Source organism: Acidovorax sp. LjRoot118, from assembly GCF_964253575.1.
Classification (GTDB): domain Bacteria; phylum Pseudomonadota; class Gammaproteobacteria; order Burkholderiales; family Burkholderiaceae_C; genus Acidovorax.
In genome coordinates this window covers 2578157-2593927 of sequence record NZ_CAXURB020000001.1, presented here as the reverse complement: position 1 = coordinate 2593927, position 15771 = coordinate 2578157, and the positions used below count along the sequence as shown (strand labels likewise).

General features: G+C 65.1%; 14 protein-coding genes. 7 read left to right on the top strand and 7 right to left on the bottom strand.

The genetic code is table 11. The features are described from left to right. Positions 1-85: 85 nt before the first annotated feature. The 7 genes from ACSQ9E_RS12175 (at position 86) to ACSQ9E_RS12145 (ending at position 6675) form a co-directional block, all read left to right on the top strand. On the top strand, positions 86-2134 hold the full coding sequence (locus tag ACSQ9E_RS12175; RefSeq protein WP_436217929.1) for an acetyl-CoA carboxylase biotin carboxylase subunit: 2049 nt from the start codon (positions 86-88) through the stop codon (positions 2132-2134). Positions 2135-2153: 19 nt separating this feature from the next. Next, a complete protein-coding gene (locus ACSQ9E_RS12170) occupies positions 2154-2981 on the top strand; it encodes a YdcF family protein (protein WP_436217928.1) in 828 nt (275 codons plus the stop codon). Between the two features lie 30 nt (positions 2982-3011). Continuing rightward, positions 3012-3485: a VOC family protein gene (locus ACSQ9E_RS12165; protein WP_436217927.1), complete on the top strand. Its 474-nt coding sequence runs from the start codon at positions 3012-3014 to the stop codon at positions 3483-3485. 23 nt (positions 3486-3508) lie between these two features. Continuing rightward, a complete protein-coding gene (locus tag ACSQ9E_RS12160) occupies positions 3509-3853 on the top strand; it encodes a hypothetical protein (protein WP_436217926.1) in 345 nt (114 codons plus the stop codon). 95 nt (positions 3854-3948) lie between these two features. Further along, on the top strand, positions 3949-4338 hold the full coding sequence (locus ACSQ9E_RS12155; protein ID WP_436217925.1) for a phosphopantetheine adenylyltransferase: 390 nt from the start codon (positions 3949-3951) through the stop codon (positions 4336-4338). Positions 4339-4669: 331 nt separating this feature from the next. Beyond that, on the top strand, positions 4670-5704 hold the full coding sequence (gene bioB / locus ACSQ9E_RS12150; protein WP_436217924.1) for a biotin synthase BioB: 1035 nt from the start codon (positions 4670-4672) through the stop codon (positions 5702-5704). 329 nt (positions 5705-6033) lie between these two features. Further along, a complete protein-coding gene (locus ACSQ9E_RS12145; RefSeq protein ID WP_436217923.1) occupies positions 6034-6675 on the top strand; it encodes a hypothetical protein in 642 nt (213 codons plus the stop codon). 126 nt (positions 6676-6801) lie between these two features. Here the strand turns inward: ACSQ9E_RS12145 and ACSQ9E_RS12140 are convergent, their stop codons facing one another. The 7 genes from ACSQ9E_RS12140 to ACSQ9E_RS12110 form a co-directional block, all read right to left on the bottom strand. Beyond that, positions 6802-7719, bottom strand: a complete 918-nt coding sequence (locus ACSQ9E_RS12140; protein ID WP_436217922.1) for a response regulator — start codon at positions 7717-7719, stop codon at positions 6802-6804. A gap of 3 nt (positions 7720-7722) precedes the next feature. Then, positions 7723-8913, bottom strand: coding sequence for a response regulator (locus ACSQ9E_RS12135; protein ID WP_436217921.1), 1191 nt, complete (start codon positions 8911-8913; stop codon positions 7723-7725). Next, positions 8910-11936, bottom strand: coding sequence for a response regulator (locus ACSQ9E_RS12130; RefSeq protein ID WP_436217920.1), 3027 nt, complete (start codon positions 11934-11936; stop codon positions 8910-8912). The genes ACSQ9E_RS12135 and ACSQ9E_RS12130 overlap by 4 nt, the downstream gene beginning before the upstream one ends. Before the next feature lie 173 nt (positions 11937-12109). Beyond that, positions 12110-12640: a molybdopterin-dependent oxidoreductase gene (locus ACSQ9E_RS12125; RefSeq protein WP_057204383.1), complete on the bottom strand. Its 531-nt coding sequence runs from the start codon at positions 12638-12640 to the stop codon at positions 12110-12112. A 117-nt stretch (positions 12641-12757) separates the two neighbouring features. Further along, complete coding sequence (locus ACSQ9E_RS12120; protein ID WP_436217919.1) at positions 12758-13960, bottom strand: CaiB/BaiF CoA transferase family protein; 1203 nt, start codon at positions 13958-13960, stop codon at positions 12758-12760. Continuing rightward, entirely contained in the window at positions 13953-14891 is a 939-nt protein-coding gene (locus ACSQ9E_RS12115; RefSeq protein ID WP_057267365.1) for a hydroxymethylglutaryl-CoA lyase, read from the bottom strand. Before ACSQ9E_RS12115 ends, ACSQ9E_RS12120 begins: the two co-directional genes overlap by 8 nt. Positions 14892-15047: 156 nt before the next feature. Then, positions 15048-15710 (bottom strand): TetR/AcrR family transcriptional regulator, encoded by a 663-nt coding sequence (locus ACSQ9E_RS12110; protein WP_436217918.1) that lies wholly within the window; start codon positions 15708-15710, stop codon positions 15048-15050. Positions 15711-15771: the final 61 nt, after the last annotated feature.

Below are 15771 nucleotides of genomic sequence, written 5' to 3'. Positions count from 1 at the left end.
GCGCCTCTCCTCAACCGCTTCGCTGGGCTGTGCCAGCACCTAACCCAACCAGTTCCGGGTCGTACTTTTAGAAAAGAAGATCGCTATGTTTACCAAAATATTGATCGCCAACCGGGGCGAAATCGCGTGCCGGGTCATTGCCACCGCGAAGAAAATGGGCATCGCCACCGTGGCCGTGTACTCCGACGCCGACAAGGAGGCCCGCCACGTGAAGCTGGCCGACGAGGCCGTGCACATCGGCGCGGCGCCGAGCCGCGAGAGCTACCTGCTGGCCGACAGGATCATTGCGGCGGCCAAGGAAACCGGCGCGCAGGCCATCCACCCGGGCTACGGCTTCCTGTCGGAGAACGAGGCCTTCGCCAAGCGCTGCGAGGATGAGGGCATTGCCTTCATCGGCCCCAAGGCGCATTCGATTGCGGCCATGGGCGACAAGATTGCCTCCAAGAAGTTGGCCAACGAGGCCAAGGTCAACACCATCCCCGGCTACAACGACGCCATCAGCGGCCCCGAGCAGGCGGTGGAGATCGCCAAGGGCATTGGCTACCCGGTGATGATCAAGGCCTCGGCCGGCGGCGGCGGCAAGGGCCTGCGCGTGGCCTTCAACGACAAGGAGGCCTTCGAGGGCTTCACCAGTTGCCAGAACGAGGCACGCAACAGCTTTGGCGACGACCGCATCTTCATCGAGAAGTTCGTGCAGCAGCCGCGCCATATCGAGATCCAGGTGCTGGGCGACAGCCAGGGCAATGTGATCTACCTGAACGAGCGCGAATGCTCCATCCAGCGCCGCCACCAGAAGGTGATCGAAGAGGCGCCTTCGCCCTTCATCACCGATGCCACGCGCAAGGCCATGGGCGAGCAGGCAGTGCAACTGGCCAAGGCCGTGAAGTACCAGAGCGCCGGCACGGTGGAGTTCGTGGTCGGCAAGGACCAGGACTTCTACTTCCTGGAGATGAACACCCGTTTGCAGGTCGAGCACCCGGTGACGGAGTGCATCACCGGCCTGGACCTGGTGGAGCTGATGATCCGCGTGGCCGCTGGCGAGCCGCTGCCGCTGACCCAGGCCGACGTGAAGCGCGACGGCTGGGCCATCGAGTGCCGCATCAACGCGGAAGACCCGTTCCGCAACTTCCTGCCCAGCACGGGGCGACTGGTGCGCTTTCAGCCGCCGGAAGAATCGATGTTCCAGTCCGACACGGCCAAAAAGCTGGGCGTGCGCGTAGACACCGGCGTGTACGAGGGCGGCGAGATCCCGATGTTCTACGACTCGATGATCGCCAAGCTCATCGTGCACGGCACCGACCGCGACGATGCCATCCACAAGATGCGCGCGGCGCTCAACGGCTTCGTGATCCGCGGCATCAGCAGCAACATCCCCTTCCAGGCAGCGCTGCTGGCGCACCCCAAATTCGTCTCGGGCGACTTCAACACCGGCTTCATCGCCGAGAACTACAGCCAGGGCTTTGCGGCGGAAGACGTGCCGCACGAAGACCCGCTGTTCCTGGTGGCGCTGGCTGCCTACATGAACCGCCGCTACCGCGCGCGCGCCTCGGGCATCAGCGGCCAACTGGCGGGCCACGAGGTGAAGGTGGGCGAGCAGTTCGTCGTGGTCACGCTGGGCGCCGAAGGCAAGAACATCCACCACGAAGTGTCGGTGACGGACTTCGAGGACAAGTCCGGCTCCAGCGCGGTGATGGTGGAAGACAAGAGCTACAAGATCAGCAGCTCGGCCACGCTGGGCCAGGTGCGCGTGCAGGGGCAGTGCAATGGCCTGGGCTTCACCGCCCAGGTCGAGCGCGGCCCGGGCAAGAACCCGCTGGCGCTGCGCATCGCGCACAACGGCACGCAGATCGATGCACTGGTGCTTTCGCCGCTGGGTGCGCGCCTGCACCAGCTCATGCCCTTCAAGGCGCCGCCGGACCTGAGCCGCTTCTTGCTCTCGCCCATGCCCGGCCTGCTGGTGGACGTGGCCGTGCAGCCCGGCCAGAAGGTGCAGGCCGGGGAGAAGCTGGCCGTGATCGAGGCCATGAAGATGGAGAACATCCTCTTTGCCGCGCAGGATGGCGTGGTGGGCAAGATCGTCGCCGGCAAGGGCGAATCGCTGGCCGTGGACCAGGTCATCCTGGAATTCGTGTGAACCCAGGGCGCGCATAACCGTGTTCGTGACGGTGGATGAGTGGTCGAGCAGACCACGCGAGCGCTGGCCGCTGCTGCGCCTGGCCTGCCTGCTGGCGGGCGCCGTGCTGCTGGCCGATGGCCTGGTGCTGATGTCCATGGGCTTGTTCTCGATGGGCGTCACCGTGCCCGGCGCATTGGGGCTGGCCCTGTGCATGCTCACCTGGGGCTGGCACCCGCTGCAGGCCCGGTTGGGCCGGGCAGGGTGGACGCGGCGCGCGTGGCGCGCGGGCTGGCTGCTGTTTCTGGCCTGGGTTGCCAGCGTCGCCCTGTTCTGGAATGCGCTGGCAGGGCAGGTGCAGGCTTTCAACGCTGCGGCGGGCGATGTGCCCCTGAAGGCCATCATCGTGCTGGGCAGCGGCACGCCCAATGGTCAGCCCTCACCGGCACTGCGGGCGCGCCTCGACAAGGCGCGCGAGCTGGCCGCAGCCCACCCCGCCGCCTGGGTCGTGGTTTCGGGCGGGGTGGATTTCGGCGAAACCGCCAGCGAAGGCCGCATCATGGGCGACTACCTGCGCGCCCAGGGCATGGCCGCCGACCGCATCCTGCAGGAAGAGCGCAGCACCAGCACCGAGCTGAACCTGCGCTACAGCCTGCCGCTGCTGCAGGCCAAGGGCCTGGGACTCACCAGCCCCATGGCCGTGGTCACCAGCGACTTCCACACCGTGCGTGCCCAGCGCATCGCCCGCAAGATCGGCTACACGCAATCCGTGGCGGCAGCGGCCCCCACGCCGCTCTACCTGCGCTACAACGCCTGGCTGCGCGAATACTTTGCCACGGCCAGCAGCTGGATCCTCGGTGAAGTCTGAAACCATTCCCTTGTTCTTGAAAGATCTGCCATGAATACCGCCGTCTCCCGCCCCTTCAAAGTCCTGGGCATCCAGCAGGTCGCCATCGGCGGCACCGACAAGGCGCGCATGAAGACCCTGTGGGTGGACATGCTGGGCCTCACGCAGACGGGCACCTTCCAGAGCGAGCGGGAGAACGTGGACGAGGACATTCTGGCCATGGGGCAGGGCGCCTGGAAGGTCGAGGTGGACCTCATGCAACCGCTCGACATCGACAAGAAGCCCGCAGTGCACACCACACCGCTCAACCACATCGGCCTGTGGATCGACGACCTGCCAAAAGCGGTGGAATGGCTCACCGCCAAGGGCGTGCGCTTTGCCCCGGGCGGCATCCGCAAGGGGGCTGCGGGCTATGACATCACCTTTTTGCACCCCAAGAGCAACGACGAATTCCCGATTGCGGGTGAGGGCGTGCTGATCGAGCTGGTTCAGGCGCCGGCGGACGTGATCGCGGCCCTGGGCTGAGCCCGCTGCAGCCGATGGCCTTCATGGGGCGAGCCCGGAGTGCAGCAGCGCTGCTGTTTGCGCTGACAAGTCCCACTCTCTGGGCTGCGGGTGGCACAGGCACCTACCCACTCGACTGGGGGCACCCTGGCGAAACGCTGGAATACCGCTCCTGCGGCTGCGCCGACAGCTGCTGGGTGGCCGAGGTGAAGAACCGCCGCACCCGGCAGACCCTGGCCCGGCTGCGCTGCGACTGCGAACGCCTGTTCTCGCAGACGGGCGCACGGGGCCCCGAGGTGGAGCGCGCCCCGAGTTGCGCGGCCTTCGAGGGCACGGCGGACAAGCCGGGCGCCATCCGCCAGGCGCTGCAGGAACTGCTCGGGCGTTAAGCCCGGAGCGCGCGCCATGACCTGGCAGGTCATGGATCCGCAAGCCGATGCGGGATACAACGGGGACATTCCGTCCTTTTCTGGAGTTGTGCCCCATGCGTATCCTCACCACCCTGACCTTGCTGGTCGTGGGCGTCATCCACCTGATCCCCCTGTCGGGCGTACTCGGGCATGAACACCTCGCCCGTCTGTATGGGGCCGCGCCCTCCGACCCCAGCGCCCTGATCCTGATGCGCCACCGTGCCGTGCTGTTCGGCATCGTGGGTGGCGTGTGCATGCTGGCCGCGTTCAAACCCGCTTTGCAGTGGCTGGCGCTGGTCCTGGGGAGCTTCAGCGTGGTCTCCTTCCTCTGGCTGGCCTGGTCCACCGGCGGGTTCAACGCCCACCTGCAGCGCGTGGTGGTGGCCGATGTGCTGGCTTTGCTCTGCCTGGCGGCAGGTGCGGGCGCGCTGGCGCTGGCCGAACGTGCGCCAGGAACGCGCTAACTTGCACCAACGTCGAGGCACGCGGCGTGCCCTGCCATGTGCGTTGGATGCCGAAGCTGAACATAGGCGGCATGTTCTGACAACGAATTTCCGAGTGCCTTCAATATGCAACCTACATCTGCCAATTGCTGGCTTCGCCGCTCTTCATGCAGGGGTAAATGAGCGATGTTGTTCGCGAGAATTTAGTGGCACTTTTTGTGACCCATGAGGGTGCATTTGAACCAAAACCTCCTTCAAAATCATGGTCATAGCAACATGAGGCTTCGCTCCTAAAGGTACAGGGGTGGCGCCTTGTGTGGCACCTGATCCGCTTGATGAAAGGACCGAACCCATGGTGAACACCGCACTTTCCACCCCCCAGCCGATCCAGCTGCACCGCCCCGTCTCCGCACCGGTGGTGCGTGGCGAATGGACAGTCGCGGCCATCCAGTCGCTGCTCGACAAACCCTTGATGGACCTGCTGTTCGAGGCCCAGACCGTGCACCGCCAGCACTGGCCCCAGGGCGACATCGAGCTGGCCACGCTGCTCTCGGTAAAAACCGGCGGCTGCCCTGAAAACTGTGGCTACTGCCCGCAGGCGGCCGAGTTCGACACGGGAGTGAAGGCCGAGAAGCTGATGGCGGTGGACGAAGTGCTGCGCGCCGCCCAGGCCGCCAAGGACGCGGGCGCCACCCGCTTTTGCATGGGGGCCGCCTGGCGTGCGCCCAAGGACCGCGACATCGAAAAGGTGAGCGAGTTGATCGGTGCCGTCAAGGGCCTGGGCCTGCAGACCTGCGCCACCCTGGGCATGCTCGAATCGCACCAGGCCCTGGCGCTCAAGGACGCGGGGCTGGACTACTACAACCACAACCTCGACACCGCCCCCGAGTACTACACCGACGTGGTCAGTACCCGCGCCTACCAAGACCGGCTCGATACCTTGCAGCATGTGCGCGGTGCCGGCATCAGCGTGTGCTGCGGCGGCATCGTGGGCATGGGCGAGGCGCCCGTTCACCGCGCCGGGCTCATTGCCCAGTTGGCCAACCTCAACCCCTACCCCGAGTCCGTGCCCATCAACAGCCTGGTGCGCGTGCCCGGCACGCCGCTGGCCGACAGCGAGCCCATCGACCCGCTCGATTTCGTGCGCATGATCGCCGTGGCCCGCATCACCATGCCCCGCGCCCGCGTGCGCCTGTCGGCTGGGCGCCAGCAGATGGGCGAGGCGGTGCAGGCCCTGTGCTTTCTGGCCGGGGCCAATTCGATCTTCTATGGCGACAAGCTGTTGGTGACGGGCAATCCGGATGTGGAGGCCGATGAGCAACTGCTGGGCAAGCTCGGCCTTCGCGCAACCGGCCAAGCATGCGCCAGGGAGCTGGAGCTCAACTGAATTTGAAGTCTGGCGACGGCGCGAGAGCGGAATCGTTTGGTTTCAAACTCACCCGTTTAGGTGAACCTCTGAAGCACCTGCTTCAACCCGTAGACAGCTAGTATCTCCCTAATAAGAGCGACTGTCGTGAGGGAGCGTGATGGACGAATTTCGGGAGGATACTGCGCACGCGGCTGGCGAGCCTCTACATAAGGCAGTGCATCCGCGAGACCGCAACCGCCATGCCGAAGTGCCCATCGCGCAAGTCATGATCGTCTCCAAACAGCGCGAACATGATGTTGAAGCCGTCTGAGATTATTATGACTCCAACCTTTTCTGATCGGTGCTACATGAGTCTTAAGATCAAAGTGGTATTTTCCAATTTTTTAATTTTCATATCGGCGTTTTGCTGCTTTCATGTCGAGACAAGATCCGTACACGCTGGAATTCCGACATCCCCGCAAATCACTATCGAAGAAAGTTTGAGAAATGACACTGATTTCATTTTTCAAGGGCATTTCAAGCGCATTGTTTGGATAGACAAAAGTTTATACTACAAACTTTGGAAAAGAGGTGAGCCTATACCTATGGAGGAATTGGTCTTGCATGAGGAAAACGACTACGGTAGATCTGGCGCCTCCTTTGTCGAGGTGGTTGGGGTTAAATTGCTGTCCGTTCATCCAAATAACAAAAATGCCAAATCATATCAATGCGACCATGAGAAAATATACATACTCGGATCATTAGATGATGATCCGGTGGGACGATATCTTAGAAAACTCATAGGCAAGGATGTTATTTTGCGTCTGTCGCCAGAAACAAGTTACGCGGTTGGTTCTGCCAATTTCCCACAGCCATTTTTTCGAACAGCCGGTCGACAATTCAATTGGTTTGATGGAATGCCTCTGCCCATCGAGGAAAAGCCGACGATTGAAAGTATTTATAAAAAACTTGGCTACATTTCATCGGCAAATATCACTTGCAGCAAATAGGATTTTTTGCCATTGCGCCCATGCAATGCATGGCACTATGCCCAGCTCATGAAATAGTGCATGCACCACCGCATGTTGGTCTTCGCCGCCTTTGAAGGGGGCAGTTGAGCATCTATTTCATTACCTTCACCCGCCCCGCAGGCCTTTCACCTCCGCCCGCAACCGCTCCACCTCCGCCTGCAACCGGCTGTTCTCCTGCAATTGGTCAAAATCCCTTTGCAACTGCTTGCGGTGCTCCACGTAGTACATCAGGTTGCTGACCCGCAGGCGCAGCAGCTCGGGCTCGATGGGTTTGAAGACATAGTCGATGGCGCCCAGGCTCAGGCCCTGGTGGCGTGAGGCCTCGTCGGTCATTGCGGTGACGAAGATGATGGGCGTGCATTCCGAGGCATGGTGCTCGCGCAGGCGGCGCGCCACCTCGAAGCCGTCCATGCCGGGCATCATCACGTCGAGCAGGATCAGGTCCGGCGGCGCGTCGGACTGGCAGATGGCCAGGGCCTTCTCGCCGTTGTGCGCGATCTTGACCTTGAAGCGGTCGCGGAACAGGCCGGCCACCAGTTGCAGGTTGTCGGGCGTGTCGTCCACCACCAGGATGGTGGCGCGTTCGGGTTCGGTGGCCGAGGGCTCGGGCACGGGCTCCAGCGCGGAGACCAGTGCCTGCGCGTCGCGCTGCAGCACACGATGCATGCGCTCGATGAGCCGGCGCACAGTGAAGGGCTTGACCAGCAGGTCGCCAATGCCCAGGCGGATGGCTCGGGAGGCCGAATCCCGGTCCAGCCCGCCCGACATCAGGATGAAGGGCAGGCCCGCCAGCTTGGGGTCGGCGCGCATGGCTTCGAGCACGCTGAGGCCGTCCATGCCCTGCATGTCCAGGTCGCAGATCACCACATGCACGGGTTCGGCGCGCAGCATCTGCAGGGCGCGTGTGCCGTCACGGGCCTGCAGCACCTGGCCGAACCCGAAGGTCTGCAGCTGGCTGGCCAGGGCCTGGCGCATGGCGCTGGCGCCTTCGGCCAGCAGCACGGTGGTCTTGGAAGGATGCATGTCTCAGGATGGGGTGTCTTGTGCGGTCAGTTCGATGTGCTCGGCGGGCAGGTCCGTGGCCATGCGGTCCACCTGGGCGTGCAGCGCCTGCTCGCCATCGGCAAAGCGCTGGGCGATTTGCCGGAATTCTTCGGACAGCGCCAGGAAGGCGTCCACCATGTCGGGGTCGAAATGGCTGCCTCGGCCGTCGCGGATGATTTCCACGGCCACCTCGTGGGGAAACGCCTCCTTGTAGACGCGCACGGAGATCAGCGCGTCGTACACATCGGCCACGGCCATCAAGCGTGCGGACAGGGGAATGGTGTTGCCCACCAGCCCCTCGGGGTAACCCGATCCGTCCCACTTTTCCTGGTGGCTGTAGGCGATCTCCTTGGCGTAGCGGAAGAACGGGTTGGTCTGCGAGGCCTCGCGCTCCGCGGCCACGATGGCGTCGCGCCCCAGTGTGGTGTGGGTCTTCATGATTTCGAACTCTTCGGGCGTGAGCTTGCCCGGCTTGAGCAGGATGCGGTCCGGGATGCCCACCTTGCCAATATCGTGCAGCGGCGCCGACTTGAAGATCATCTCGATGGCCGCCTCGGTGAGCTCGTCCTGGAAGCGCGGGTGGTGCTGCAGCTTGCGTGCCAGCACTTCCACGTAGTGCTGGGTCCGGCGGATGTGGTTGCCGGTCTCGTTGTCGCGCGTTTCCGCCAGCGAGGCCATGGCGCGGATGGTGCCGTCCTGCAGCTCCACCACCTCGCGCGTGCGCCGGGCCACTTCTTCCTCCAGGTACTGGTTCTGGCGCGCCAGCAGGTCACGCGCGCGCTTGAGCAGCAGGTGGTTGCGCACCCGCGCCAGGGTGATGGCCGGGTTGATGGGCTTGGTGATGTAGTCCACCGCACCGAGCTCCAGGCCCACCGTCTCGTCGTCCGACGCGCTCATGGCCGTGAGGAAGATGACCGGGATGTCCTCGGTGTCGGGGTTGAACTGCAGGCGGCGCAGCACCTCGTAGCCATCCATCTCGGGCATCATGATGTCCAGCAGGATCAGGTCGGGCTTGCCGTCGCCCGCGACGATCTGCAGGGCCCGCTCGCCACTGTTGGCCAGCTTGACCTTGTAGTCGGGGCGCAGCAGGCCGCTCATCACCGACAGGTTATCGGGCATGTCGTCCACCACCAGCACCGTGCACTTGCCGCTCGTTTCCATGGGATTGCTCATGATGTGGGTCCTCCTTGTATCGCGGGGCCGGGCAGGGGGGCTGCACGCAGCAGCGCCAGTGCGTCGGTGAAAACATAGCTGTCGAGTGCGCGCTTCATCTCGCCGTAGACAGGGCCGAGCAGCGCCTTGAGGGCGGGGGCCGAGTCCTTGAACAGTTCCACGGCGTCCGAATCGTCGTCCGCCAGCAGCGCTTCCAGGCGCGCCAGCAGTTGCCGCGCAGCGGCTTCGTCCACCGGCGCCTGGGTCGTTGCGGCCTCTTCGGCTGGCAGCGCGCCCTGCAGCGCCGCCACCAGCGTCTGGCAGGCCGCCTCGACGGGTGCCAGCAGCGCGGCCAGCGCCTCGGCATCGGCGTTGGCTGCAATGGCTTGCTCAACCGCCTCGGCGAGATGGGCCAAGTGCCCAGCGCCTATGGTGCCTGCCGTTCCCTTGAGGGTATGCATGGCGCGCAGGGCGTCCTGCCGCTGGCCGGCAGCAAGGAGGGCGCTGGTGTTCTGCGCTGCGGCCGCCTGGCCGGCCACGAACTTGCGCAGCAGGCTCTCATAGGCAGCGGGCTTGCCCAGCACCCGGCGCAGGCCGGCGGCTGCGTCCAGCCCCTCGATGCGGGCCAGGGCTTCAAGGGCGGGCGCAGGCTCCGCCGCCGATACGGACACAGCGGGAGCCAGGGCCAGGGCCCCGGCACGCGCAGGCACCCACTGCAGGAGCTGCGAAAACAGCTCATCGGGGTCGATGGGCTTGGCCACATGGCCGTTCATGCCGGCGGCCAGGCAGCTGTCGCGGTCGCCGCTCATGGCATTGGCCGTCATGGCCAGCACGGGCAGCTTTTGCCAGTCGGGGTTCTCGCGGATGCGGCGCGTGGCGGTCAGGCCGTCCATCACCGGCATCTGCATGTCCATGAGCACGATGTCGTACGCGGGGCGTTCCTGCAGCATCTCCAGCGCCACCTGGCCGTTCTCGGCCACCTCCACCACCAGTCCGGCGTCGCCCAGCAGGTCGGCGCCCACCTGCTGGTTCAGGTCGTTGTCGTCCACCAGCAGCACCCGGGCGCCACGGATGGGGGCGAGGTCGGGCGCACGGGTGCGGTGCAATGCTGCGCGGTCGGTCGGGCCGGCATCCTGCACCCCTCCCAGCGCGCGGATGGCGGTGTCGAACAGCTGGGAAGGGCTGACCGGCTTGGTCAGCATCAGGGCAATGCCGGCCTTCTCCAGCTCGCGGAATACCTCCTCACGGCCATGCGCGGTGACGATCACCGGTACCGGCGGGTGGGGTAGCAGGGCCAGCTGGGCGGCCGTCTGAAAGCCATCCAGCCCCGGCATTCTCCAGTCGAGAAACGCGATCTCGCAGGGCAGGCCGGCCTCGTCGGCGTCGCGTGCCGCCGCAATCGCTTCCTCGCCCGAGGCGGCCGTGGTCACGGCAAAGCTCATGCTGGCCAGCAGGCCCGATAGGATCTGACGTGCCTGTTCGCTGTCGTCCACCACCAGCACGCGGCGCCCGCGCAGGTCGGGCTCGGGCATGAGCGGCCGCGCCGAGGGCGTACCCAGGCCCAGGCGCGCGGTGAACCAGAAGCTGCTGCCCTGGCCGGGCGTGCTGTCCACGCCCACCTCGCCGCCCATCAGGCCCGCCAGCTTCTTGGAGATGGCCAGCCCCAGCCCGGTGCCGCCGTACTTGCGGGTGGTGGAGGTGTCGGCCTGCTCGAACGAGCGGAACAACCGCGACTGCTGCTCGGGCGTGAGGCCGATGCCCGTGTCCTGCACCTCAAAGCGCAGCAGCAGGCCATCGGCATCGCGCGCCACTTCGAGCACGCGCACCACGATCTCGCCGGTGTCGGTGAACTTCACGGCATTGTTGCCATAGTTCACGAGGATCTGGCCCAGGCGCAGCGGGTCGCCCCGCAGGTCATCCGGCAGGGCTGGGTCCACGTCGAACATCAGCTCCAGGCCCTTGGCCGAGCATTTGTCGCCGATCAGGTTGGCCACGTTGTCCAGCACCCCGCGCAGTCCGAAATCGACGGTTTCCACTTCCAGCTTGCCGGCCTCGATCTTGCTGAAATCGAGAATGTCGTTGATCAGCCCCAACAGGTGCTGGCCCGAGCGCTGGATCTTCTCGACATAATCGCGCTGGCGCGGCGAGAGCTCGGTGGTGAGTGCCAGGTGGCTCATGCCGATCACGGCGTTCATGGGGGTGCGGATCTCGTGGCTCATGTTGGCCAGAAAGTCCGATTTCATCTGCGATGCGTCTTCGGCACGGGCGCGGGCCACCTCCAGCTCGTCCTCGTGCTCGCGCAGGGTGGCATTGGCCTGCTCCAGCTCCTCGGTGCGCTGGACCACCCGGGCTTCGAGCACCTCTTCGCTGCGCTTCAAGGCCTCCACCAGCTCGGCCTGCGCGGCCAGGGCCAGCGACTTGGCCTTTTCGCGCTTGAGGAACTGGCGGCCCATGGCCACGGCCAGCAGAAAAGTCAAAAGCGCCTGGAAGGCCGTAAGCCCCGTGGTCAAAAGGGTCTGGTACTGCACCTCGGCGTTGCGCTGGTCTCCCAGCAAGGCCGAGATGCGCGAGGCATTGAGCGACAGCTCCTGCACCGTCGCGCGCAGATCGACCAGGCGCTCGCGCAACAGCCGCATGTTGGCCTGGCTGGTTCGCACGTCGGCTGCCAAACCAAAATAGCTGTCGCCGGCTTCGACGAATTCCTGCAGCTCTGCCAGGGCCTTGGCGTAGATCGGCTCGCTCTGCATGAGGGTGCGCGCGGTGCCGCTCTCCAGTGCACTGAAGCGGCTCAGGAACAGGTCGTAGCGCAGCTGCAGCGCGTCCATCGAGGTGCTTTCGGGGTCTAACTCGTACTGGTGCAGGGCGTGGTCCAGCCGTTCGTGCTCCACATTGAGCTGCAGGAAGGACCACAGGGCGTTCACGTCGCCCCGGCGCATCACGGCTTCGACGCTGCGGTACTGGTGGTACTGGACGGCCGCAATGGACACGTAGACCACCACCAGGCTGGCGATGATCAGGGGCAGGAGGTGCTTGCTGCGCAGCATGGGGAGCCCACTAGTGTGCTGTCCGGCAAAAGGATGACCGCGATAAAACCGATGGATTTCGCGCCAGGGCAAGGCGCAAACCGCATCGATAGCCGCAGCTATCGAGAGGATTTGCAACGCAGCCTTGGCGTGAAAGACGCGGTTTTATGGGCATTTATTTGCCGGACAGCACACTATCTGATCTGCAGGGTGCTGAGCTGCCAGGCAGAACGGTTGTAGTACAGCTCGGTACGCAATTCGGCCTTGGTATCGAAGGGGAAGACGATGAAGAGGGGGCCCTTCTCCCGGATCGGCATGGAGCGGTCGTTCATGAGCCGGGCCACGATCACATCGTGGCGCGTGGCATCGTCGAACGGGATCTCGGTCTTGTAGTCGTTGAGCGCCACTGCCGTGATCTTGCTGCCCTTGGCACCCGCAGCCGCGAGCACATCGCGCAGCAGCGGCCCGGTGAAGGTGACGGGCTGGGGGTACCAGGGGGTCTGGGTGGTGAAGCTCTTCTGGGGCAGCTTTTCGAGCATCTTCATGTCGAACTGTGCCTTCTCCCCCTGATTCGTTTTGCTGACGCCCCCCTGGAGGGTCAACACCACAGGCCCTGCGGGCTTCTCCAGCGTCTGCGCCTGGGCTTGAAAAAGCATGCACGCCGCCACCAGAACGCCTGCTGCCAGGCGTGACAACGGGCCAGTGGCCCCCTTCGCATCGGTCATGGTGTTCCCCCTCGCCAGCCTTTGCGGCCGTTTCTAGAAGGAGTTATAACAGCCGGCGCGCATTCATGCACTCCCAAAATGACCGCCGGCAACACCCGCGTGCCGTGGCCCTGTCCGTCAGTCGCCGGCCACGGCACCCTGCGCCCGCAGTGCGGCCACCTCGGCGTCCGAGTAGCCCACCTCCTGCAGCAGCGCGGCCGTGTGCTCGCCCGCGCGCGGCGGCTGCAGGCGCACCCCGGGGCGCATGCCGCCCAGCGTGAGGGGCAGCAGCGGCACCTTGGATTCGGTGCCGTTGTTCAGGCGGATGGGTGCCAGGCCCCCGCTTTGGTTGAGGTGCGGGTCGTCGAACAGCTCCTCGGGCCTGGTGATCGGGGCGAATGGCAGTTCGTTCGCCTCGAAGATGGCCGCCAGTTCACCTGCGCTGCGCCCTGACAGGTGCGAGCGCAACTGGGGCATCAGCCAGTCGCGCGCCTGCACGCGGTCGTTGTTGGTTTTCAGGCGCGTGTCGGCCAGCAGGTCTGCGAGGCCCAGGGCTTCGCAGAAGATGGCCCACTGCTTGTCGCTCACGGCCGCCAGGAAGATCTGCGCGCCGTCCTTCACCGTGAACACGTCGTAGATGGCCCAGGCCGAGATGCGGCTGGGCATGGGGTTGGCCGCCTTGCCGGTGCTGGCGAACTGCATCATATGCTGCGCCACCAGAAAGACGTTGTTCTCGAACAGCGCAGCCTGCACTTCGGAGCCTTCGCCGGTCAGCTCGCGCTGGCGCAGCGCCGCCATGGCACCGATGGCACCGAACATGCCACCCATGATGTCGTTGACGCTGGTGCCCGCGCGCAGCGGGTCGCCCGGGCGCCCGGTCATGTAGGCCAGGCCGCCCATCATCTGCACCACCTCGTCCAAGGCCGTGCGCTGCTCGTAGGGGCCGGGTAGAAAGCCCTTGTGGCTCACGTAGATGAGGCGCGGGTTGAGCTTGCGCAGCGAGGCGTAATCCAGCCCCAGCTTGGCCATGGTGCCGGGCTTGAAGTTCTCGCTCACGATGTCGGCCGTGGCGATCAGGCGCAGCGCGGCCTCGATGCCCTCGGGTTTCTTGAGGTCGAGCGCAATGCTCTTCTTGTTGCGGTTGAAGGTCGGGAAGAACCCCGCGCCCGAGCCCAGCAGGTGGCGCGTGCTGTCACCCTTGATGGGCTCGACCTTGATGACCTCGGCGCCCAGGTCCGCCAGCACCATGCCGCAGGTGGGGCCCATGACCATGTGGGTGAACTCCACCACGCGGATGCCGGCGTAGGGTAGGGGCTTGTCGTTCTGCAGGGCCTCAGACATGGCGGGCTCCCTGCTGCACGAAGCCCTTGGGCAGTCCGGCCTCAGGCGTCATGCCGTACACAGGCTCGCCGGGCAAGCCGGCCACCAGCGGGGCGCGGGCCTGCATGAGCCGCTGCAGGTCGATGCCGGTGGCGATGCCGCTGGCCTCGAACATGAACACCAGGTCCTCGGTGACCACATTGCCCGAAGCGCCTGGCGCATAGGGGCAGCCGCCCAGGCCGCCCAGGGAGGCATCGAAGGTGCGCACGCCTTCCTCATACGCCGCCAGGCAGTTCGCCAGGCCCAGGCCGCGCGTGTTGTGCATGTGCGCGGCGCCGGCCTTGTCACCCAGTTCGGCGCGCAGGCGCCTGAACAGCCGGCGCACCTGGGCCGGGTTGGCATAGCCCACGGTGTCCGACAGGCCCGACTCGTCGGCACCGGCCTCGACGCACTGGGCCGCCAGCCAGATCACCTCGTCCTCGGGCACCAGGCCTTGCAGGGTGCAGCCGAAGGCGGTGGAAATGCCGGCTTCCAGCTTCACATGCGGGGCGATGTCGCGGCGCAGGTCGGCAATGGCGCGCACTTCCTCGACCATCTCCTCGCGCGTCTTGCGCACATTGGCCAGCGAATGGGCCGCACTCGCCGACACGGGCATGGTGAGCTTGTGTACCCCCGCGTCCAGTGCCGCCTGCGCGCCCTTGCGGTTGGGCACCAAGGCCATCACCGTGAGGCCGGGCAGGGTGATGGCGTGGCGCACCACCTCGGCCGCGTCGGCCATCTGCGGCAGCAGCCGGGCGGGCACAAAGGACGCCACTTCGATCTCGCGCACGCCTGCGGCGTAGAGCGCGTCGATCCAGCGCAGCTTGTCGGCCGTGGCCATGGTCGCCTTCACGGACTGCAGGCCATCGCGCGGGCCGACCTCGCTGATCAGAACATCGAAAGCATGGGGCACCGGGGTCTCCTGTAGTGTTCTATAAGAAAGAACTTCAATCTGTCTTATGAAATTATGGAGACCATCAACGAGAGGGTCAAGCATTGGCCGGCCAATAAAAAAAGCCGTTCTGCATAACAGAACGGCATGGCAGTCGACCCGTAACGGGTAAAGGTGCTACGCAGCGAGTGCCGCCGGCTTGCGCTTGCGTGTGGCCTTGGCGGGTGCCGCAGCGGCCGGCGCGCCGATCAGCTGCTCCACCAGCAGGCGCACATGGCCCTGCATGACCGGTATGGCCTTGGCATCGCCAGCCATGTGCCGCAGCAGGCACTGCTGGAAGACGCCGTCGAACATGGCGTAGGTGAGGTCGATGGGCGCGCGCACCGGCAGGCCGGCCAGTTCGGACATGCGCGTGAGCACGCGCCAGACCATGTTCGCTAGGCTCTTGTCGATGGCTTCCACATCGGCGCGCAGCGCGTCCTCGAACAGCGACTGCGAACGGATGTCGTACCAGAGCCGGTGCATGGGCGCTTCGCTGCGCACCGTCTCGCACAGCACCGCCACGAAGCCATCGACCAGCTCACCGAAGGTCGTGGAGTTGTTCGTCACCTCGTCATAGCGCGTGACGCAGCGCGCCTTGTACTGGCGCACGCTGCACAGGATGAGGTCAAGCTTGTCGGTGAAATAGTAGTGCAGCACACCGTGCGAGAACGCGGAGTTCTGTGCGATCTCGCGCAGGCTGGTGCGCGCATAGCCCAGTTCGGCCAGCGTCTGCAGCGCGGCCTCGCCCAGTTCGGCGCGGCGTTCGGCGTATTTGTCACGGCGGGGTGCTCTTTCCATCGCGCCATTGTAGGCAGCGCCGGGCACTACGCCATGTCTTTTCATGCATGGGCTGCGGCAG